Source organism: Sulfuriroseicoccus oceanibius, assembly GCF_010681825.2.
GTDB classification, from domain to species: domain Bacteria; phylum Verrucomicrobiota; class Verrucomicrobiia; order Verrucomicrobiales; family SLCJ01; genus Sulfuriroseicoccus; species Sulfuriroseicoccus oceanibius.
Genome location: NZ_CP066776.1, coordinates 3,288,821 through 3,308,653, shown reverse-complemented (window position 1 = coordinate 3,308,653; position 19,833 = coordinate 3,288,821). Strand labels below are relative to the sequence as shown.

The 19,833-nt window shown below is 60.8% G+C and carries 19 protein-coding genes; 7 read left to right on the top strand and 12 right to left on the bottom strand.

The window, feature by feature from the left end:
- Positions 1-61: 61 nt before the first annotated feature.
- The 12 genes from blaOXA to G3M56_RS13355 all read right to left on the bottom strand — a co-directional run bounded on the left by blaOXA (position 62) and on the right by G3M56_RS13355 (position 13,596).
- Positions 62-835 (bottom strand): class D beta-lactamase, encoded by a 774-nt coding sequence (gene blaOXA, locus G3M56_RS13410; RefSeq protein WP_164364771.1) that lies wholly within the window; start codon positions 833-835, stop codon positions 62-64.
- A gap of 166 nt (positions 836-1,001) precedes the next feature.
- Positions 1,002-2,819, bottom strand: coding sequence for an aspartate--tRNA ligase (gene aspS, locus G3M56_RS13405; RefSeq protein ID WP_164364678.1), 1,818 nt, complete (start codon positions 2,817-2,819; stop codon positions 1,002-1,004).
- A gap of 58 nt (positions 2,820-2,877) precedes the next feature.
- A complete protein-coding gene (hisS, locus tag G3M56_RS13400; protein ID WP_164364669.1) occupies positions 2,878-4,164 on the bottom strand; it encodes a histidine--tRNA ligase in 1,287 nt (428 codons plus the stop codon).
- A gap of 159 nt (positions 4,165-4,323) precedes the next feature.
- On the bottom strand, positions 4,324-5,343 hold the full coding sequence (moaA, locus tag G3M56_RS13395; protein ID WP_268839998.1) for a GTP 3',8-cyclase MoaA: 1,020 nt from the start codon (positions 5,341-5,343) through the stop codon (positions 4,324-4,326).
- A 26-nt stretch (positions 5,344-5,369) separates the two neighbouring features.
- Positions 5,370-6,800 (bottom strand): DUF1214 domain-containing protein, encoded by a 1,431-nt coding sequence (locus tag G3M56_RS13390; protein WP_164364665.1) that lies wholly within the window; start codon positions 6,798-6,800, stop codon positions 5,370-5,372.
- Positions 6,801-6,853: 53 nt separating this feature from the next.
- A complete protein-coding gene (locus G3M56_RS13385; protein ID WP_164364662.1) occupies positions 6,854-7,882 on the bottom strand; it encodes a DUF1214 domain-containing protein in 1,029 nt (342 codons plus the stop codon).
- Positions 7,883-7,992: 110 nt separating this feature from the next.
- Positions 7,993-9,285, bottom strand: coding sequence for an alginate export family protein (locus G3M56_RS13380; protein WP_164364659.1), 1,293 nt, complete (start codon positions 9,283-9,285; stop codon positions 7,993-7,995).
- Positions 9,286-9,325: 40 nt separating this feature from the next.
- Positions 9,326-9,652 (bottom strand): hypothetical protein, encoded by a 327-nt coding sequence (locus G3M56_RS13375; RefSeq protein WP_164364656.1) that lies wholly within the window; start codon positions 9,650-9,652, stop codon positions 9,326-9,328.
- Positions 9,653-9,683: 31 nt separating this feature from the next.
- Entirely contained in the window at positions 9,684-9,986 is a 303-nt protein-coding gene (locus G3M56_RS13370) for a 4Fe-4S binding protein (RefSeq protein ID WP_164364654.1), read from the bottom strand.
- Positions 9,987-9,996: 10 nt separating this feature from the next.
- A complete protein-coding gene (locus tag G3M56_RS13365; RefSeq protein WP_164364653.1) occupies positions 9,997-10,881 on the bottom strand; it encodes a nitrate reductase cytochrome c-type subunit in 885 nt (294 codons plus the stop codon).
- A 28-nt stretch (positions 10,882-10,909) separates the two neighbouring features.
- On the bottom strand, positions 10,910-13,309 hold the full coding sequence (locus tag G3M56_RS13360; RefSeq protein ID WP_164364652.1) for a molybdopterin-dependent oxidoreductase: 2,400 nt from the start codon (positions 13,307-13,309) through the stop codon (positions 10,910-10,912).
- 2 nt (positions 13,310-13,311) lie between these two features.
- Positions 13,312-13,596: a hypothetical protein gene (locus tag G3M56_RS13355; protein WP_164364651.1), complete on the bottom strand. Its 285-nt coding sequence runs from the start codon at positions 13,594-13,596 to the stop codon at positions 13,312-13,314.
- Between the two features lie 165 nt (positions 13,597-13,761).
- Between G3M56_RS13355 and G3M56_RS13350 the strand changes: the two genes are divergently transcribed.
- The 7 genes from G3M56_RS13350 to G3M56_RS13320 all read left to right on the top strand — a co-directional run bounded on the left by G3M56_RS13350 (position 13,762) and on the right by G3M56_RS13320 (position 19,817).
- Positions 13,762-14,412 (top strand): hypothetical protein, encoded by a 651-nt coding sequence (locus G3M56_RS13350; RefSeq protein ID WP_164364650.1) that lies wholly within the window; start codon positions 13,762-13,764, stop codon positions 14,410-14,412.
- 113 nt (positions 14,413-14,525) lie between these two features.
- A complete protein-coding gene (locus G3M56_RS13345; RefSeq protein ID WP_164364769.1) occupies positions 14,526-15,419 on the top strand; it encodes a 4Fe-4S dicluster domain-containing protein in 894 nt (297 codons plus the stop codon).
- A gap of 21 nt (positions 15,420-15,440) precedes the next feature.
- A complete protein-coding gene (gene dsrP, locus G3M56_RS13340) occupies positions 15,441-16,739 on the top strand; it encodes a sulfate reduction electron transfer complex DsrMKJOP subunit DsrP (RefSeq protein ID WP_164364649.1) in 1,299 nt (432 codons plus the stop codon).
- Between the two features lie 51 nt (positions 16,740-16,790).
- Entirely contained in the window at positions 16,791-17,231 is a 441-nt protein-coding gene (locus tag G3M56_RS13335) for an RrF2 family transcriptional regulator (protein ID WP_164364648.1), read from the top strand.
- 22 nt (positions 17,232-17,253) lie between these two features.
- On the top strand, positions 17,254-18,486 hold the full coding sequence (locus tag G3M56_RS13330) for a molybdopterin molybdotransferase MoeA (protein WP_164364647.1): 1,233 nt from the start codon (positions 17,254-17,256) through the stop codon (positions 18,484-18,486).
- A 15-nt stretch (positions 18,487-18,501) separates the two neighbouring features.
- Entirely contained in the window at positions 18,502-18,981 is a 480-nt protein-coding gene (gene moaC / locus G3M56_RS13325; RefSeq protein ID WP_164364646.1) for a cyclic pyranopterin monophosphate synthase MoaC, read from the top strand.
- Positions 18,978-19,817 carry an NTP transferase domain-containing protein gene (locus tag G3M56_RS13320; protein WP_164364645.1) on the top strand — a complete coding sequence of 280 codons (840 nt, stop codon included), beginning with the start codon at positions 18,978-18,980 and terminating at the stop codon, positions 19,815-19,817. The genes moaC and G3M56_RS13320 overlap by 4 nt, the downstream gene beginning before the upstream one ends.
- Positions 19,818-19,833: the final 16 nt, after the last annotated feature.

The following is a 19,833-nucleotide window of genomic DNA, read 5'->3' as shown; positions in this document are numbered from 1 at the left end:
CGGGGAATGGTGAGCTGGCGGGGTGCGCTGTAGGAGAGGTATTCCTGCAGTCGGCTCGGTCTTACCGGTTGTTAATCGGCAGGGCGTTGAGTGAATTGAGGATATTGCGGGTGATGCGTTCGCGGGCAGGGAGGTCCGCCATGCCGTTAGGGGTGTCGATATTGAGGGCGAAGAAGACGGTGCCGGACGGGAGTTCAATCCATCCAACCCACCAGCCGAGTTGGCCGTTCCATCCGCTTTTGGCGCGTAGGATGTATTCTTTGCCCGCCTCGACGATCATGAGGTCCTTCACGAGCCGTTGGTGTGCTTCGCTAAATGGGAGGGAGTTGGTGTGGAGTTTGCGTAAAAATGTGATTTGCTCGGCGGCGGAGATGGAGAGATCGCCTTCGATCCAGAACGGCATCGCCCCGCGGGTAGTCCGGTTGCCATAGTTTATCTTCTCGAGATAGGTTTGTTCTTTGGCGATGCCTACCTTTGCGGCGATGCGCTCGTAGACCCAAACTGTAGAATGGCGCATCGCGCTGCGGAGCGTTTGGTTCTGGTTCCACGGGGTATGCGAGCGTTCTACCCCGTCCCATTCGATGACCTCAAATTCGTCGCGAACGACTCCGGCATCCAGCGCGATGAGAGTGTGTGGGATCTTGAACGTGGATGCGGGAGAGAATCGTGTGGTGGCTCGTTCATGGTTGAAGCATGCTGCAGCCGGTGGTGTGGTTCTGGTATCAACGATGGCGACGGTGCCGGTGATGGGTTGGCCGTTGCTTTGAAAATGGGTGGACCACTGTGGGCGCTCGTCCAGAGTGCCCTCGCCTGCGGAGGCTGCGAAATGGCACATGCCGAGAGTGACGACGGCGAGGCCAGTGCGGACGAATGAGCTGAGCATGATCATGGAGGGGCGGGATTCGTCAGTGTGTGCCGGATGCCGCGACAGGCGAAACAAAAAAATGGGCGGACCCGAGTGACCGGATCCGCCCATGAGTGATTTGCTTTAAGCGCTCAGCTTAGTTCGAGCTTGGCTCGATGTCCTTGTTGGTGGACTCGACGAGCTTCTCTTCTTTGCGCTTGGCAACCGAGCGCAGGTAGAGGTCACGCAGTTGCTTAAACTCGACGTCGGCAGGGGACTGCGACATGAGGTCGGCGCCGCGGTTGTTTTTCGGGAAGGCGATCACTTCGCGGATCGAGACTTCGCCGGCGAGGAGCATGACCAGGCGGTCGAGGCCGAGTGCGATGCCGCCGTGTGGTGGGGCGCCGAACTTGAAGGCGTCGAGGATGTGCGAGAACATTTCGATCTGCTCTTCTTCGGAGATGCCGAGTGCCTTGAACATATCAGACTGGAGGTCCTGTTCGTGGATTCGGATCGAACCGCCACCGAGTTCGTGGCCGTTGAGCACCACGTCGTAAGCTTCCGCGCGGATCTTCGCGTACTCACCTTTTTGGAGTTTCTCCACATCTTCCGCACGTGGGCGGGTGAATGGGTGGTGGACGGCAACCCAGCGGTCTTCTTCAGGCGAGAAGGCAAGCAGTGGGAAGTCGGTGACCCAGAGGAATTTCAGCTGGTCGTCGTTTTCGAGCAGCTTCTGGTAGTCTGCGACGGCCAGGCGCACGCGGCCGAGCACTTCGCACGAGGTCTGCCAGTCGCCGGCGCCGAAGAGAATGAGGTCGCCCTCTTCCATCTTCATCTTCTCAGCAAGAGCCGCTTTCTCTTCCTCCGAGAAGAACTTCACGATTGGGCTCTTCCATTCGCCGTTCTCGACCTTGATGAAGGCGAGACCTTTGGCTCCGTGGAGTTTGGCGAGTTCGGTGAGGTTGTTGATCTGCCCGGTGGTCACGCAAGCGAAGCCCTTGGCGTTGATGGCCTTGACGGTGCCGCCGCTGGCCAGCGCGCTGCTGAAGACTTTGAATCCGGACGATGCGAAGACGTCGGAGAGGTCTTCGATTTCCATGCCGAAACGCAGGTCCGGCTTGTCGGAGCCGTAGCGGTTCATGGCGTCGTGCCAGGTCATACGCAGGAAGTTGCCGCCGATTTCTTTGTCGAGGCACTCTTTGAACACACGCTGGAGCAATCCCTCGGTGGTCTTGATGATGTCTTCGCGGTCGACGAACGAGGCTTCGATATCGATCTGGGTGAACTCAGGCTGGCGGTCGGCGCGCAAGTCTTCGTCACGGAAGCAGCGGGCGATCTGGAAGTACTTCTCCACACCGGCGACCATGAGCAGTTGTTTGTACTGCTGTGGGGCCTGAGGCAGGGCGTAGAACTGCCCAGGGTTGAGACGCGATGGGACGAGGAAGTCACGGGCACCTTCGGGAGTCGACTTCGAAAGGACCGGGGTCTCGATTTCGAGGAATCCAGCGTCGTCGAGGAAGTCGCGGGTTGCCTTGGTGGCGCGGTGGCGCAACTGAAGGTTGCGGGCCATGCGTGGACGGCGCAGGTCGAGGAAGCGGTACTTCATGCGCAGGTCCTCGTTGGAGAGTTCCTTGTCGAGTCGGAATGGAAGCACCTCCGCTTTGTTGAGGATCTCAAGATCGGTGACGACGATTTCGATCGCGCCGGTGGCGAGTTTGTCGTTGCTGGTGCCCTCGAGGCGCTTGGCGACGCGGCCGGTGATGCGGAGCACGTCTTCCTCACGCAGTGTGTGCGAGAGTTTGGCGGCTTCGGCGTTTTCTTCCGGGCGGAAGACGGCCTGGGTCAGGCCCTCGCGGTCGCGGAGGTCGACAAAGATGACGCCGCCGTGGTCACGGGCGGATTGGATCCATCCGACGAGGGTGACGGTGCTGTCGATGTCGGACTCGCGTAGTTCGTTGCAGTGATGGGTGCGCATGGTGACTGGTGGAAATTTGAAATTGGAAAGTCTGTATGAGAAGTCAGAAATGGATCAACTAGGCGAGTTGAGGTGTGGCTGGCTCGGTGGCGAGTAGTTCTCTCACCACAGGGACGAGTTCGTCGGCGGTGGCTTTGGTTTCTTCGCGGGTGGCGATGTTCTTCACCCCGAGTTCCGGGAACTCGCTGCCGATGATGACGGTGAGCTTGGCACCCACGGCGTCGGCTGCCTGGAACTGCTTGCCGAACTTGAGCGGAGCCAATGGATAGTCGACTTTGATGCCGGCGGCGCGCAATTGCTGAACCGATTGCACTGCTGCGGCACGCTGGGATTCATCGGCGATGACGACGAAAACGTCAGCCGCACTCTGTGCAGCGAGCCACGTCTCCATCTGGGCCAGCGGCTCGGCGGTTTCGCGGATGAGGTCGAGGATCACGGCGTTGCCCATGGCGAAGCCGACTGCAGGAAGGTCACAGGCCCCATCGGAGACGAGGGCGAGAAGTTCGTCGTAACGGCCGCCACCAGCGACAGCGCGCATCTTGCCGGCGCGGTCGAAAAGCTCGAACACAGTGCCGGTGTAGTAAGCGAGGCCGCGGACGATCGAGAGGTCGATCTCGATGAAGTCCATCATGCCGCGGGCCTCGAGGTCGTTGGTGATCGGGTCGAAGATTTCAGCCGCCTGGCTTGGGTCGGCGATGAAGCCTTCCACGTCGGCGACATCGATGCCGAGGGCTTCCAACTTCTTGGCGGTGCCTTCGCGGTCACGCTCGAGCTTGTCGAGGGCGGAGAGGAACTCGCCGGTTTTGTCCGCAGGGATCTCTCGCGACGAGAGGAAAAGGTCCCATGCTTTGCGGTTGGAGAGGCGCAGTTTTACGTCCTCGGCGGTGAAACCGAGATCACGCATCAGGTCGACGTTGAGGGCGATCAGCTCGGCGTCGGCAGCCGGCGAGTCGGTGCCGATGATGTCGCAGTTGAACTGAATGAACTCGCGCCAGCGGCCTTTTTGCGGCTTTTCCGAACGGAAGCACTGGCCGATCTCAAACCACTTCATCGGCTTGCGGTAGTCGCGCTGACGGGCTGCTGCCATGCGCGCGAGCGATGGCGTCAACTCCGGACGCAATGCCAGATCACGTCCACCCTGGTCGGTGAAATTAAAGAGCTGGCTGACGATTTCGTTGCCCGACTTTTTGCGATAAAGGTCGGTCGACTCCAGCATCGGTGCCTCGTACTCCACGAAGCCGTAGCGATGTGCCACGTTTCTCCACGTGTCGAAGAGATAAGTGCGCACCCGAAGGTCCTCGGGGAAGAAGTCGTTGAAGCCTGGAAGTGTCTTAATTACAGCCATTTGTGGTCGCAGGGTTGCTTGGTCTACCTGGGAACCGGAGAGATAAGGCTGAATGTGCCACCGCGCAAGGGGGGGAAGTGCCGATAGTTGCAGTGACTTAAACGCCTCCACGAACAAACTATCCTGATCGCTATCGGTCGGATCACCGATCGGCGAACGCTAACCGCCGATGTACGACATCTCCGGTTTGTCGTGCCGGTCGCCAGGCGTGGCGTGGGCGCGTTGCTCGGAATAGCGGTCACCGCGGGCATTCCAGATTCCGGTAATCGTACGGGTGAGTGCCGCGTCATCGGCGCCGATGCGCAAAAGCGAGCGGAGGTCGTGACCGCCACTGGCAAAGAGGCAGGTGAAGAATTTGCCGTCGGCGGAGAGTCGGGCGCGTGTGCAGTCGCGGCAGAAGGGCTCGCTCACCGAAGAGATGAACCCGACCTCCGCGGATTCCGGGGCCTCGGTGTGGTGGTAGCGCCTGGCGGTCTCGCTGAGGTCTGGTTGGTGGACTTTTGCCAAGTCGAAGTGCTCGGCGAGTCGGGCGATAAGTTCCGCCGATGGGACGACGTGGTGGTGGTTCCAGCCATTGGTGGTGCCGACGTCCATGAATTCGATGAACCGGATCGGCACGTGCAGATCGTGGGCGAGTTTGGCCAGCGGAACGACCTGGGACTCGTTGACGTCGCGTTTCACGACGGTGTTGATCTTGACGCCCAGTCCGGCTGAGAGTGCGGCGTTGATCCCGGCGAGCACGCGTTTTGGTTCGAGCGATGTGCCTCCCAGACGGGAGAAAATATCGGGATCGAGCGCGTCGAGCGAAATGGTCACGCGGTGAAGGCCGGCGTCGCGCAAGCGCGGTGCGAGTTTTTGCAGCAGCGTGCCATTGGTGGTGAGCGCCAGGTCGCCGTCAGCGGGTAGCCTCGATGTCAGCCGTGCCACGAGCTGGGGGAGACCTGCCCGGAGCAACGGTTCGCCTCCGGTGATGCGCAGTTTGTGCGTGCCCAGCCCGACGAATATCCCCGCCAGACGAACAATCTCGTCGTCGGTCAGGACGGCGTCGTCCGGCAGGAACCGGTGGTCACGCCCGAACCGTTCAGCCGGCATGCAATAGCGGCAACGCAAATTGCAGCGATCGGTCACCGAAATTCGGAGATCGCGCATCGGCCGGTTGCGGGTGTCTGACGTGACCACTGGATTGAGGGGGCTTGGGCCTGCGGTTACTGCGAGTCGAGTTTCCTGGCTTTTGGAGGGTTCCAGCTTTTGTATTTCTCGAGATCCGGTGTGTAGATGCGCATGTTCAGATCCAGATCGAGATCTTTGCGCTCTATGGGTAGCCAGTTCTCCTCGGGAACATCAGCGGGACGCTCTGCGGCGATGACGATGCGGATACCGCCGTCCTCATCGAGCTTCATGCCGGCGTTTTCGCCAACGCTGTATTTCTTTTGTTCGTTCGGGATGAAGAACCCTTCGGCCAAGTCATACAGGGTGACGGACCAGAAGGATTTGGAGGGCGGCATTTCATCGGCCGTCATCACGATTTCATAATCGTACTGGGCATTGAGCGGCTGGCCATCTTCGGTTTGGATCGGCGGATAGACTGCTTCCTGGGCCGGTTGGCCGATGGGACCGCTTACGGATTGGAATGCCAGCAACTCCGGGGTCATGTGCCCTTTGGGTTGGAAGAGCGAGACCAGATTGGTCGCGACGAATTCAGGGTCTCCCATCTTTGCCAATTGAGCGGCGGCAAAGCGCTCGGCAGTAGCCCGCAGTGCCGCACCGTCGATCTTGGCAACCGCGTCCGGATCGTATTGCTTGCCCGGCTCCACGCCCAGCGGCTTGAGCAGGGCGAGCAACGCGTTGTCGAGATCGTTGTCGGGGTCGAAGGTCGTGTGGTTTACCACGAACTGCATCACCTCGAGGAACCGGTCACCGAAGATCTCGTAGTCCGACCCAAACTGAGGGAAACGCGCCCGATCCTCCTCCAACGTGCGCGCGCTTTTGCCCTCCTGCGCTTCGCCCTGAAACTCGGACAGCGACATGAGGGCCACATCGTTCATGGCGTTGCGGTTGGCTTCGAGACGCTCTGGTTCCGCCGCATGGGGCATCACTCGGAATACCGCACTGACGAAGTCGCCTGATGTCTCCATCGCGACTTCCACACCATCGACCGGTTCACCGGCATAACCCGGCGTCCGCTCGCTGTAGAAGAGCATCGTCGTCGGAGCGGTGAAGTCCCCTTTGCCCGAGGACAGGGGAATGTTCACGTAGTGGTCGTAAGCGGTGACCATGAACGAGACGTACTTCGAGTCGAATGCCGGGATTTTCAGCACCATCGGTTCTTCAGTGACGTCGATCATCGCGGTGATGTAGAGCGTGTCGTTGTTGGGGCGCGCGATGGCACGCATGTTGTGGTCCTGCAGTTCCGTGCTGGCATTGACCTTGTTGTAGCCGCCCGTGTTCATCGGGTTGTCGGTGTCCAGAGCGAACTTGTTGTTCACGTTGAACAACGCCACGTAGGGATAGGTGCGCAGGACGAGTTCCTCCATTTGAGCCTCGGTCAGAGGCTTGGCGGGCTCTTGCTGGGCCAGGGCGCTGTGGTGGCTGAGCAGCCCCGTCACCAGGGCCGCGATACAGGGAAGGGTTCGCATGATCGTCTTCATGGTTTTGTGAGTGGTAAAGGTTTTGCCCTCTTCTCGATCCGCTATTTCACGGGTTCCGGGCTGGGGAAGGTCCACGAGCCATCGAGCAATTCCTTGCGTGGCTGGTACATGCGCACTGCGTAGTTCCAGCCCTCGGTAATGGGCAGGTAGTTGCTGCTTTCCGGATCTCCTCCGAAGTGGATGGTGATTGAGCCATCCTCGTTGGGTGTCGCGGAGTAGTTGTTGAAGCTATTGCGGCCGACGTCGTTCTTTTCGAGGTAGCCGTCGGCGTTGTAGACCGTGACCGACCAGAAGGCATCGACGGGAACGTCTTTGACCGTCAGGGCGCATGCGGTTTTGCCGTCGTTTTGGGGCACGCTGCTGAGGATGTAATAGGCGTCCTTGGCGGGGAGCCCGCCCCAGCCAGCGGCGGTGCCCACGAGGTGGTCGATCGGGCGGATCTCATCTTTGGTGCCGAAAGCATAGGTGCTGTCGAATCCAAGAGTAGCGAGGTCACTCAGCGCCTTGCGTGCGGTGGCGAGGTGTTCTGTGTTCCAGTTCGGTGCTTCGAATGGTCCGCTGCCTCCGCCGGTGATCTCGATCTTGTCCTGGGCCCCGTGTGCCTTGGTCAGATCTTCCGGGTCTGACGCGTTGTAGAACGTGCGCACCGTCACCAGCGCGAAACGTGTGCCGATCTCCTCCTCCGTCAGGATGTAGGTTCCCGGCTTCGACTCTACAAACATGAAGTGATCCTGGTTGACCACGTGCATGGACATGTAGCGGTCGCCCACTTCTGGGAGGGTGATCTCCACTGGTTCGGACAGGTCTACTACTGTGGTGGAGTAGAGCGTGTCCTGATTCATGCGGATGATCGGCTGATTATCCGCTGTCGCCGGTTCTCGCAGATGGGTGAATTCACCGATCTTGACTCCCGACATCGACATCGTGTTGCGAAGCATTTGGTCCGATTCGGCACGCACGAAGTTGGAGAGGTTGACAGCGACCGGAGCTTCTTTTTCCTCGGCGCGGACCGTGGCCGTGGCAACGAGTGCGGCGGCGATGACGAGACTTGAAGTAATGACTGCTTTCATGGGGTGTCCTTTCCTTTTGTCGGAATGATTTGGAGTTGGCCCGCGGGCTGACGAGCCAACGGGCAAATCTGGTCGGAGCCCCTCCATGCAGCAGTCGCTGGGGAGGAGCGCTAGAATTTGTAGTCGAGTTGGATTGATCCTCTGAAGGTGTCCGGCTGTGTGTTTTGGCCGTCGAGGTAGGCGAGCTTGCCGGTGACGCTGATGCCGGGGTAGAGCTGCTTGGTGGCGACGTAGTCGAGCTCGTTGCCGATGTGACCACGGCCGTGATCTCCCTGGAAGTAGTGGAAGATGAGCTTGTGGTTCACCTTGAGCGGGCACGTTCCCCCGACCCAGCAGTAGAAGTCACGCAGTCCGCTGTCGGGCGTGGTGAGGAAGGCATCGGCGAATCCGTTGAACTTATGGTTGGTGCCGAGTGGGGTTTGGAATGCGGCGTCGCCGTTGTCGCTGCCGAGTACCTCCGCTCCGATGCCACTGGTCACCTTTGCCCAGTTCAGTCCGGTTTCGCCGCGGAAGTACCAGGCGCCATAGCTGTCCGGGTTGTTGCCGGCGTCCTCCTGATAGGCGGACGAAGCGAGGTAGTGCCATGATTGGCTGCCAGCCAATGCGGTGTCTGTCTGGCCGCTGTACGTTAGGCCGTAGGTGTTGGACGAGCTGGCGGGAGCACTCTCGAAGTCGAGCAGGTAGGCGAAGCCGACGAGCTTGCCACCAGGCATTGAGTCGGTGGCGACGTGAATCAGATGGGAGTCTGATTTCCAGCGCTTCAGATTCGCGCTCGGTGATTTGTCTCCGAAGATGCGGTTCACGCGGTCGATCCACGAGTAGCTGACCGTTACGTGCTCAAGAGCGGTGAGGTTGACGGTGACGGCGTCGAACGTTTGGGAATTCTGGCGCCAGCCGACGGCGCCGACGAAGCGTTGGTCGTCGAGATTGATGTACTGGCGGCCGACGGTGAGTGCGCCGTAGGATTCGTGGGCGTAGTGGAGTTGGGCACGGTTGAGTTCGTAGTTGTCAGGATCGGCGATGACGGTGCGGCCGTTGTTGAAGCCTGGGAACTCGGCATAGTCGCCGCCGAGTTTGTAGGTGCTTTCGCCTTCGACCAGCGCGCTGAACCCAGCGAGTTCACCGGTTTCCAGCCCGAGACGGCTGCGGAAGGTGATGGCGTCCGAGCTTTCCAGCCCATCGATGTCGCCGTACTCGTAGCGCAGGCGTCCCTCTGCCAGGATGCGGGTGTCGCGCAGGAATGGATGGGCGTCAGAGGAAACCAAGCCGAGACGTTCCATGGTGAGCCCTTTGGGTGCGCTGTTGTCAGGAGCGGGCGCGGATTCCGGCGGAACCGGGGCCCCGGCGGTGGCGGCAGTCAGCGTGAGGGCGAGGGCAGCGGTGGTTTTGATGGAGGTTTTCATGGGTTTGTTTGATGTGTTGGTTGTTGGGTTGTGGAGTGGGTTAGATGGGTGAGTTGTCGTGGTCGAACTCGTGGCGGATGCGCACGATCTTGATGCCTTGCGGTGACTGAAGAAGCGTGTCCCACCACTGGGCACCGTCGTGTTGGTAACGGATCTGCAGTCCGTGAAGTTCGCCCGCCAGGAGCAGGTCGCGTGCGAGTTCGAGGTCCATTGCCACTGGGGCACCGGGTTCGGCGACGTAGCCGGCGGGCGATCCTTTTGGAATCACTTCGACTACCTCGGTGAGGGTCTGGATGTCGGTGATCAATTGCGTCAGCGCTTCGGGATCGAGCACGCTTTGTTGGAGGTCTGGTAATGGTTGGTCCATGGAGGGAATGGGCTAATTGAAGCAATTGGCTTCAGCTGGGTACGGACCGCGGGACCCGATGGATGGCTTTGATAGGTGCGGGGCACAGATCAATGCAGATTTCACAGCCGGTGCAGGCTTCCGGATCAATGGTCGGCATGCCCTGGGTCACGTGGATGGCGCCGGGCTGTGGGCAGCGCTCGTAGCAGGTCGAGCACGGCGAGTGGTGGTAGGCGAGACAGCGGGCCTCAATCACTTCAGCCACTACGGCCGGTGATCCCGCCCCGGACGGTGTGGGACGGGTTGGACGAAGAAGCGATGAAAGCCAGTGGCGGCGTGAGATGGGCTGGCTCATGGTGGCTGAGCTATTGCGATGCGGGAGGAGTTTCCTCGGCGGGTTCCGGTGGGTTCTTGAGCAGCAGATCGACGACCATTGGGAGTTCGTTGACCATCCGTTCGCGGTTATCGAAAAGGTGGTTCTGCGCGTGGCATTGGAGGCAGTTCTGCCGGTGTGGGTGGCTGGTGCGGATGGCGGACGGGCGGCCCTCGCCGTGGCAGGCCATGCAGTTTTGGCGCATCCATACCGGATGGGGGAGCACGGGAGGGGCACCTTGATAAGCGACTTCCGCGACAGCTCCAGACGGCAGCCCTTGAAACGTATTGCCGGAGGCCATCAGCGCACCGGTGGCCATCGGTAGCTCGGGGAGTTCGTGTTGGCCGGCGGCTGGGACGTGGCACTGGGTGCAGTTGGTCAGGTAAGGATGACTCATTTCCGGGGTCAGGCGGTTGCCGATGAGGCGCGAGTTGCCCGGAGTATGGCAGACGACACAGGCGTTGGGATTGTGCTCGTCGATGGCGTGGGGAACGACAGGCGGCGCGGTGTCGTAAGCGCGGCGGGCGTTTCTTGCGATCAGCGCTGCGGCGAGTTCGTCTTCGCGCGGTTTGCTGGTTGGAGCCCGCAATGACGTGTCGAAACGTAACTGGGCGAAGTGGGACTGCCAGTCGTCATTGGCCTGCCAGTTGGCGGTGGCTTCCTCACTGTAGGCGGGGGCCTGCGGAATGATACCGCCATCGCTTTGATAGGCGAGGTTGTCCTGCCACGGTGAGGGCGAGCGCTCACCGGTGATTTCGCGGGTTTGTTTCAGTCCCATGAAGTACCCGCTGGCGGCGACGATGGAGACAATGATGAAGAGCACCAGCATCAAGCGCTTTGATCCGGCCGGCGGTTGTGATGGTGGGGTGGGGTCCATGTCGGTGGCGGGTTACCGGGGGAATGGCTCAAACGGGGCGGATACGGGCGGCGCACTTTTTGTAGTCCGGTTCCTTCGAGATCGGACAGTGTGCGTCGAGCGTGAGGACGTTGATTAGTTGGCGTTCGTCGAAGAAGGGGACAAAGATCGACCCTCTGGGCGGTCGGCCCCTGCCGTTGGTCCAGACGGGGATTTCCATCTCACCGCGGCGGGTGGAGATCACGCAGCGCTGGCCATTACTGATGCCTGCGGCTGCTGCGTCGTCCGGATGGATTTCGGCGTAGGCGTCGGGCATGGCGTTGGCGAGTTGGGGCACGCGCATGGTCATGGTGCCGGTGTGCCAGTGTTCGAGCACGCGGCCGGTGCAGAGCCAGAATGGGAACTCATCGTCGGGTTCCTCGGGGTGTGGTTCGTACGGGCAGAACCAGATCTGGGCGCGGTCGTCGCCGGTGGTCGAGTGATAAAACTGAATGCCCCGCCCCTTCTCGACGAACGGGTCGTCGAACTCGGCGAAGCGAAAGCGTGTCTCGCGCCACGTGCCCTTGTCGGTTTGCACCACCGGCCAGCGCAGCCCTTGGGTTTTCGCCAGTTCGTCGTAGGGCGCGACGTTCTTGTGCTTCTTGTGGGTGAACGGGCGGTACTCCTCGTAAAGATAGCGGTCGACATTGATGTCGCGGAAGTGCGCATAGTCCCAGAATGGGATCTCCTGGCCCGCATCGTCTACCGCGTGGAAGAGGAACTCGCCGTCTTTGTCTTTCATTCCGGGGTGGCCGCGGTCGTACAACTTGCGCGCCAGCGCGATGGTCATCCACACATCTTCGCGGGCCTCACCCGGTGGATCGACCATTTTGAACCACTGCTGGGTGCGCCGCTCCGAGTTGCCGAAGACTCCATTTTTCTCAACCCACATCGCAGCGGGTAGAACCAGGTCCGCCAACTCGGTGCTGGCGGTCGGGTAGCCGTCCGAGACCACGAGGAACTTGTCCTCCAGCCCCTCTTTGTTGCGGAAGAGCTTTTGCAGGTGAGGCAACGACTGGCCCGGGTTGGTCACCTGAACAAACATGGTGTGGATGTCGCCTCCTTCGGCGGTAGGCGTACAAAACTTCTCCCACATGAGCACGGTGTGGTAGCCCGGCTTTGGGTTGATCCTGCCGTCGGGTAGGTTCCACAATTTCTCGCAATGCTTGCGGTCCGGTTCTTTGGCCACCAGAAGTCCGCCGGGGAGTGCGTGGCAGAGCGTGCCGACTTCGCGTGCGGTGCCGCAGGCCGAGGGCTGGCCGGTGAGTGAGGTGGGCGCGTTGCCGGGCGTGCCGAAGTGACCGGAAAGCAGGTGGATGGCGTGGAGCAAGCGGTTCATCGCCGTGCCACGGGTGTGTTGGTTGACGCCCATGCACCACAGCGAGGTGATCTTGACTTCCGGATCGCCAAAGAGCTCACCGAGCATGGTGAGTTGGTCGACGCTGAGGCCGGAAAGTTTGCTCACCGCTTCCGGCGTGTAGCTGGCGACCAGTTCTTTGTACTCGTCGAAGGTGATCTGCTTGCCCATCAGGTCGAGCTCCTCGTTGTCGCCGCGGAAGTTGCAGAACTTTTCGACATACTCCTTGCTGAACGTGCCATTGGCGATGAGCTGGTTGGCGATGCAGTTGGCAATGGCCAGGTCGGTCTGCGGGCGGAACTCGAGGTAATCATCGGCGAACTCGGTGGTGCGGGTGCGGCGGGTGCCGATGTCGATGAGGCGTACGGTCTCGCCCCGCGAGCGGCGGTCCATCAGGCGTGAGAACAAAATCGGGTGCATCTCCGCCGGGTTGTTGCCCCAGCAGATGACGACGTCGCAGGCGTCGAGGTCGTCGTAGGTGCCGGCGGGTTCATCGACGCCGTAGGTGGAGACGTAGCCGGTCACGGCAGATGCCATGCAGAGGCGGGCATTGGGGTCGATGTGGTTGTTGGAAAGCCCGGCTTTCATCAACTTCTGGGCGGCATAGCCCTCGGGCACCGTCCATTGTCCGCTGCCGTAGAATGCGAAGCCTGCGGGATCCTGCATGATGCGGTCGGCCATGAGGTCGAGCGCTTCGTCCCAGCTGACTGGGGTGAGTTCGCCGTTTTTGCGCAGCAGCGGGGTGGTGAGTCTGTCCTTGCCGTAGAGGATGGCACCGACGTGGTAGCCTTTGACGCACAGCAGCCCCTGGTTGACGGCGGCTTTCTCATGTCCGGCAATGGCGGCGATTTTGCCATTTTTCACGCCGACTTTGACGTGGCAGCCGGTGCCGCAGAAGCGGCAGGGGGCTTTGTCCCAAGTGAGGTCGGCCAGCGACGGTTGGGCGGTGTCAGTGGCGGGATGGGATCCTGGGTTGGCGCGGGCCGCGGCGGCGGTGGTGGCGGCGGCGAGCGCGCTGAGCTTGAGAAATTGACGACGTTCCAGTTGGCTCATGATCAGTCGGGTGGTGGGTTGTGTGCGCGTTGGGGCGCGGGCGGCTCAGGGGCGAGTGCCTCGTCAAACGATACGGATACCACGTCGACTGCGGCGACTCCTTTGATTGAAAGTAGCTCTTCGTGGAGCTGGCGGGCGCTGTGCGAGTCCGGTGAATCCACTGCGATTGGGATCCAGCGTTGGTTGGGAGCACCGCAATCCACGTGGTCGAGCGCGGCGAGAGATTCGACGACGTCCGCTGCGTCTGCGGGGTCGTAGAGTGTGAGGAGCAGTCCGGAAATGGGCATGGTCTGACAGGTTCTGATTCGCAGTACGAATTCGGCGTCGGTGGCATCGAGGAAATCGAGCGACTTTCTTTCCACGGGTGCGGCTGGAGCTGGGATTGCGAGCCTGTCCGGACGTGGCCGGAGATCCCCGGCGGGCGTCATCGAATTTTTCGCATCCTCAAGATCATGGCAGCAAATTCTCAAACCGGGCGATGGGTCGTGATGATCGCGGTGGTGGGCTCGGCTCTATTGGTCGGGAGCGTGGTGGCTACGGTGATGCAGAACTCAAAAAAGCGGCCGGTGGGTGAGTTTGCCGGCGAGTGGGCGCCCGGGGATCCGCAGTACGATGTGGTGGTCAATGCCGTAGGCCAGCGGGCGGCAGTGGTGGCTGGCACGGTGAATGGCAAAGAAGTGAGCGTGCGCTGTGATACCTGCCATGCGGGGATGGAGACCAATAAGTGGCTGGCGTCGGCGGACGGGTTGCAGACGTTTCACGTCGGTTTGAAGTTTGATCATGGTAAGGGCGCGCTCACGTGCATGGCTTGTCATAACAGCGAGGACTACGAGACCTTGAGAAAGGCGGACGGAATGGTCGTCCGGTTTTCGGATTCGATGCAGTTGTGTGCCCAGTGCCATGGGCGGCAGTACCGCGACTACATGGGCGGAACGCATGGAGGCATGACGGGCTACTGGGATTTGCAGCGCGGCGGGCGGAAGCGAAACCACTGCATTGATTGCCATGACCCGCACGCGCCGGCGTTCCCTCAGATGATGCCGATGCCGCCGCCGATGATCCGTGCGGGCACTCAACCCGTGGGCGGAGGAAGCCATCACTAAGAACCGAGCCAAGATTTATTATGTCGAAAGATCAGCAGTCGTCAGACCCACAGGATCCCGCCGCGGGCGGTGGTGGATGTGGAGGAAATTGTGGATGCGGAGGCGGGAGTGGGATGTCGCGGCGCTCGGTTTTGAAAGCCGGCGGTGCGACGCTCGGATTGGCTGCCTTTGCCTATGCCCTGAAGCCGCTGACCGAGTGGTCGGAAACGCTGAGTGTGGATGAGTTTTTGCAAAGGCATTACCGAGAATTGGACGCCGACCAACTGGCGACGGTGATGCAGCGGTTGGAGGATGAAACCAAACGCGACTACGGCGCGGACGTGAATATCAGTGATGTGCGACCGCAGAAGGGCGTGAAGTTCGGCTATGCTCTGAACCTCAGCGTGTGCATTGGCTGCCGGCGTTGTGTCGAAGCCTGTCACGTCGAGAACAACCACGACCGCGCGGCCCGCACCAGTTACATCCGTGTGCTGGAGATGACCAAGGGGTCGATCGACATGGAGCAGGGGACGGCGGATTACAATCATCCGGTGCCGCAGGATGATAAGTTTTACATGCCAGTGCAATGCCAGCAGTGCGACAACCCGCCCTGCGTGGATGTGTGTCCGGTGGAAGCCACGTGGAAGGAAAAGGACGGCATCGTGGTGGTGGATTACAACTGGTGCATCGGCTGCCGCTATTGTGAGGCCGCTTGTCCGTACCATGCGCGGCGCTTCAACTGGACCAAGCCGGAGATTTCCGCCGAGGAGATCAATCCGGACCAGGCGTACCTGAGCAACCGGGTGAGGCCCCAGGGGGTGATGGAGAAGTGCACCTATTGTTTGCACCGCACCCGCAAGGGGAAGCTGCCTGCATGTTTGGAGGCGTGTCCGACGGGTGCGCGTGTCTTCGGTAACTTACTCGATCCGAACTCCGAGATCCGGCGCGTGCTCGCCGAGAAGCGTGTGTTTGTGCTCAAGGAAGAGGTCGGGACCAAGCCGAACTTTTTCTATTTCTTCGATAACTAAAAACCGCGACCGATCAGCCCCATGGACTCCGCAGCAGAAGCCTCCTCGTCCCCTGTCGAGCATCGGGAGACGTTGTCGACCGAGCGTCCGAACTACTCGTATCCACGCTTTTTGTGGCGAGCTGTTGGGCTGGCAACGAATGGTGGTTGGATGTTCTACGGGTGGATGATTTTGCTCACTGCGGTGGCGCTGGTGGGGGCGAACGCGTGGGCGGTCCAGGTGCGCGACGGCATGATTGTGACCAACATGACCGACCACGTGTCCTGGGGGCTCTACATTGCCAACTTCACCTTCATGGTCGGTCTGGCGGCGGGGGGCGTGATGATGGTGATCCCCGCTTACTTGTACCATGACAAGGACATGCACGACACGGTGATCATCGGCGAGTTGCTGGCGATTGCGTCGATTGTGATGTGCTTGATGTTTGTGATAGCGGACCTCGGGCGGCCCGATCGTTTCACGCACATGTTGCCGTTGATCGGGAAGTTCAACTTTCCCATCTCGATGCTGACGTGGGACGTGATCGTGCTCAATGGGTACCTGCTGCTCAACCTGCACATCTGCGGCTACCTTTTGTACAAGCGCTTTCTCGGTGAAACTCCGGATCCCCGCTGGTACGTGCCATTTGTCTTCATCAGCATCGTGTGGGCGGTCTCGATCCACACCGTCACCGCGTTCCTCTACTGTGGTCTGGGTGGGCGGCCGTTCTGGAACACATCCTTGCTTGCGCCGAAGTTTTTGACGTCCGCCTTTGTCTCAGGCCCTGCGTTCATCATCGTGGTGCTGCAGTTGATCCGCCGTCTGACATCAATGCAGGTGGGCGAGGGGAGCATTCGAACCTTGGTGGCGATCATGCGGGTCACCATCTTGATCAACTTGCTGATGACGGCCTCGGAGATCTTCACGATTTTCTACACGGGAGGCAGTCATGCCCAGGCTGGCGGATACCTGTATTTCGGGCATGGCGAGCAGGACGCGTTGGTGCCATGGATCTGGACGTCGATTGCGATGTCTGTTGTAGCCGCGGGCTTGTTATTGCGGCCGAAGGTTTACCGTCACGCGAAGTGGCTCAATGCGGGCTGTGTGTTGGCGTTTGTCGGGATATGGATTGAGAAAGGGATGGGCTTGATCATTCCAGGGTTCATCCCATCGACGCTGCATGAGATCGTCGAATACGTGCCGAGCGCCACGGAGTGGAAAGTGACCGCCGGGATCTGGGCGGCGGGCATGTTGGTGTATACCGTGCTGCTGAAAGTGGCGATCCCGATCTTCACCGGTCAGGTGACGATCCGCAAGGAAGGTGGAAAGAAATCCGCGTGAGGCTGAGGAAGAATTGGCAGTAGTTCGTGGATCAGCGCATATAGTGCCCGCATGACGACGATTGGAAAGATGGCGCAAAAGGCGGTCTCCGCAGTGAGCTGCTTGGCGGAGGTGTATGCCGATGACGTCAGTTTGAACGCCTCGCAGATTGCCGAGCGGCGCGGGCTGTCGACCGCGCTGGTGGGCAAGCTGATGACCACGTTGTCGTCCGAGGGAATCGTGGTGGGCACGCCAGGGCGCGGTGGCGGGTTCCGTTTGAAGAACCCACCGGCGGAGTTGTCGTTGTTTGATGTGGTGAGTTTGTTTGGGCAGGTGGAGAAACCGATGATGTGTCCGTTGGGGGCATCTTGGTGTGGCAATGGTCCTCCGTGCGCGATGCACCAGCACATCCTCGATTTGCACGAGATGATGGTGACCAAACTGAAGGAGGTGAACTTTGAGGGGTTCCGTGAAATGCGTCCGGATGTGATCAAAGAAGAGTGGCTGGCTTGAAATGATTTGGTAGACCTTGTGGATGCACGCACTGATTTCCATCGACGAGGCAGACGATCAATTGCAGCACTGGGTTGAGCGGTGGCGTGAAGCGGCGATCGAGCGCGATGAGTCGGTGCCGTTGGCCAAGGCAATGGGGCGTCGGTTGGCTCAAGCGGTGGCAGCCGACCGTCCGCTGCCTCCGTACGATCGGGTCATGATGGACGGCGTGGTCGTGCGGGCCGACGACTGGCGGAGCGGGTTGCGGGAATTTCAGCTGGTGTGGACTCAGGCGGCCGGGGCTGCACCTCGTGCGGGTGTGCCATCGGGTTGTGCTGTTGAGGTGATGACGGGCGCTGTTTGTCCATTGGCGCCAGCGGAGGCGGTGGTAGTGCCGGTCGAGCGCTTGGTCGGCGGAATTCCGGCGGCAGGTGGGCTGGTGGTGGCGGATGCGGGTTCGGTGGCGGATTTGGAGCCCGGGCGCTTTGTGCATCCGTGCGGTGCCGATGCGGCGGCTGGTGCAACGCTGCTCGATGTGGGCGCGATGGTTGGCCCCTCCGAGCTCGGGATCCTGGCGTCGTGCGGGATTGAAAACGTACGCGTGGCGCGCCAGATCCGCGTGGCGGTAGTCTCCACGGGTGATGAATTGGTCGCGGTCGGCGATCAACCCGAGGCCCATCAGATCCGGCGGTCGAACGACGTGGTGATCTCCGGTTTCGCTACCAAGCATGGGGCCAAGCTGATCCGCTGCGACCATGTGGCGGACGAGCGGGCGGAGCTGGTGTCCTTGGTGGCGATGCTGGATGGCTTGGCGGATGTGGTGTTGTTTTCCGGCGGGGTGTCGATGGGGAGGCGGGATCACGTTCCGTCTGTATTGGGCGACCGTTGTGGCGAGCCTTTGTTTCACGGGGTGCGGCAGCGTCCGGGCAAGCCCTTCGGTGTATGGGATGGTGGCAGCACGTTGTTTTGTGCATTGCCTGGCAACCCGGTTTCGGTACTGGCGTGTTTGTGCCGGCATGTCGGGCCGTTGTTGGCGGCGATGAGCGGGGCTCCGGCAGCGGTTGCGACCTGTGAGTTGGACGCTCCGATCGCTCCGCTACCGGACTTCGGGTTGCTCAAGCCGGTGGCGGCCGTTGCTGAGGACCGTGTGGCTCCCTTGGTGATGCGCAATTCAGGCGATTTTGCCGGGATCGGTGGGTTGGCTGGTTTTGTGGAATTACCTGCTGCAGGTGAATCTGTTGCAGCCGGAACTCGACTTCATTTCTACCCATGTTAGAAAGGGCTCCGCATGATGGCTGACTGGACGCATTTGGATGAATCTGGAAAACCCGGGATGGTCGATGTCTCGGGCAAGGAAATCACGGCGCGCAGGGCGGTGGCCGAAGCGCGGGTCAAAGTCGGGCCGGTCGTCGCCGCCGCGCTGGCGGAGGGCGATCTCATGACCAAGAAGGGCGCGGTGCTGCAAACCGCAATCATTGCCGGCACCCAGGCGGTGAAGAAAACCAGCGAGCTGATTCCGTTTTGCCATCCCTTGCCGTTGGACGGTTGTCGGATCGATGCACAACTGGTGGGAGACCGCGTGGTAATCGCGTGTGAATGCACGACCACGGCGCGCACTGGCGTTGAGATGGAAGCTCTGACCGGGGCCTCGGTGGCGGCGCTGACCATTTACGACATGTGCAAGGCCTTGGACAAAGGAATGGTGATTGAGAGCACGCGTTTGTTGTCGAAGACGGGCGGTAAGTCGGGAGACTGGGAGGTGGAGGCGTGAGCGCCGAGCCGACGGTGCGTGGCTTGTTGCTGGCTGGCGGGAAATCGAAGCGCATGGGGCAGGACAAGGCTGCGATGGTTTTTCGCGACGGACTCACCCAGATCGAGTTGGTGAGTGCCATTTTGAGCAAGGTCGGGGTGCCAGTGCATTTGTCGCTGCGTGATGGTCAGGAGAGTCCTGTCGATGGAGCTGCGGTGGTGCGGGATGCGTTCGGGGATGCTGGGCCGCTCGGCGCGTTGGCCTCGGCACAGCAAGCGCATCCGGATTGCGCGTGGCTGGTGGTCGCGTGCGATTTGCCATTGCTCAGTGAGACGGCGGTGGCGCAGCTTCTCGAGGAACGCGTGCCGTCCGCGGCGGTCACGTTTTTTGCCAGTCGGTTCGATGGTCGGCCGGAACCTTTGTGCGCCATTTGGGAGCCGTCATCGGCACAGGCGGTGCGCGATGAAGTGGACTCCCAGCGTCTGTGTGCCCGCCGATTGTTGGAATCCGAAGGGCTGGTGGTGAAGGCGCTCGCCCCGCGTGATCCCATGGCGTTGGACAATGCGAACACGCCAGAGGAGGCAGAGGAAATCGCGCGGCGTGTGTCGGCTCCGCTGATCGAGGTGCGCGTTCGTTATTTTGGGGTGCTGGGAGCTGAGACGGGGCGGTCGGAGGAATGTGTGGCGACCCGTGCGACGACGGTGGGCGAGTTGTTTTCCGAGCGCAAAGCACAGCTGGGGCTGGAGCAGGATGCCTCAGTGATCCGGGCAGCCATTGACGACGAATTTGTGGCGTGGGATGCGCCTTTGGTGGCAGGGGCGGACGTGGCCTTCATGCCGCCCTTTGCTGGTGGCTAATTCGTAAATGAACGAG

Bases quoted from the DNA above. Each gene is read 5' to 3' on its own strand.
- G3M56_RS13365 (WP_164364653.1), bottom strand. From the start codon at position 10,881: ATGGACCCCACCCCACCATCACAACCGCCGGCCGGATCAAAGCGCTTG.
- G3M56_RS13350 (WP_164364650.1), top strand. From the start codon at position 13,762: ATGGCAGCAAATTCTCAAACCGGGCGATGGGTCGTGATGATCGCGGTG.
- G3M56_RS13335 (WP_164364648.1), top strand. From the start codon at position 16,791: ATGACGACGATTGGAAAGATGGCGCAAAAGGCGGTCTCCGCAGTGAGC.
- G3M56_RS13375 (WP_164364656.1), bottom strand. From the start codon at position 9,652: ATGGACCAACCATTACCAGACCTCCAACAAAGCGTGCTCGATCCCGAA.
- moaC (WP_164364646.1), top strand. From the start codon at position 18,502: ATGGCTGACTGGACGCATTTGGATGAATCTGGAAAACCCGGGATGGTC.
- G3M56_RS13370 (WP_164364654.1), bottom strand. From the start codon at position 9,986: ATGAGCCAGCCCATCTCACGCCGCCACTGGCTTTCATCGCTTCTTCGT.
- dsrP (WP_164364649.1), top strand. From the start codon at position 15,441: ATGGACTCCGCAGCAGAAGCCTCCTCGTCCCCTGTCGAGCATCGGGAG.
- G3M56_RS13345 (WP_164364769.1), top strand. From the start codon at position 14,526: ATGTCGCGGCGCTCGGTTTTGAAAGCCGGCGGTGCGACGCTCGGATTG.
- G3M56_RS13360 (WP_164364652.1), bottom strand. From the start codon at position 13,309: ATGAGCCAACTGGAACGTCGTCAATTTCTCAAGCTCAGCGCGCTCGCC.
- aspS (WP_164364678.1), bottom strand. From the start codon at position 2,819: ATGCGCACCCATCACTGCAACGAACTACGCGAGTCCGACATCGACAGC.
- G3M56_RS13330 (WP_164364647.1), top strand. From the start codon at position 17,254: ATGCACGCACTGATTTCCATCGACGAGGCAGACGATCAATTGCAGCAC.
- G3M56_RS13380 (WP_164364659.1), bottom strand. From the start codon at position 9,285: ATGAAAACCTCCATCAAAACCACCGCTGCCCTCGCCCTCACGCTGACT.
- hisS (WP_164364669.1), bottom strand. From the start codon at position 4,164: ATGGCTGTAATTAAGACACTTCCAGGCTTCAACGACTTCTTCCCCGAG.
- G3M56_RS13355 (WP_164364651.1), bottom strand. From the start codon at position 13,596: ATGCCCATTTCCGGACTGCTCCTCACACTCTACGACCCCGCAGACGCA.
- G3M56_RS13385 (WP_164364662.1), bottom strand. From the start codon at position 7,882: ATGAAAGCAGTCATTACTTCAAGTCTCGTCATCGCCGCCGCACTCGTT.
- blaOXA (WP_164364771.1), bottom strand. From the start codon at position 835: ATGTGCCATTTCGCAGCCTCCGCAGGCGAGGGCACTCTGGACGAGCGC.
- G3M56_RS13390 (WP_164364665.1), bottom strand. From the start codon at position 6,800: ATGCGAACCCTTCCCTGTATCGCGGCCCTGGTGACGGGGCTGCTCAGC.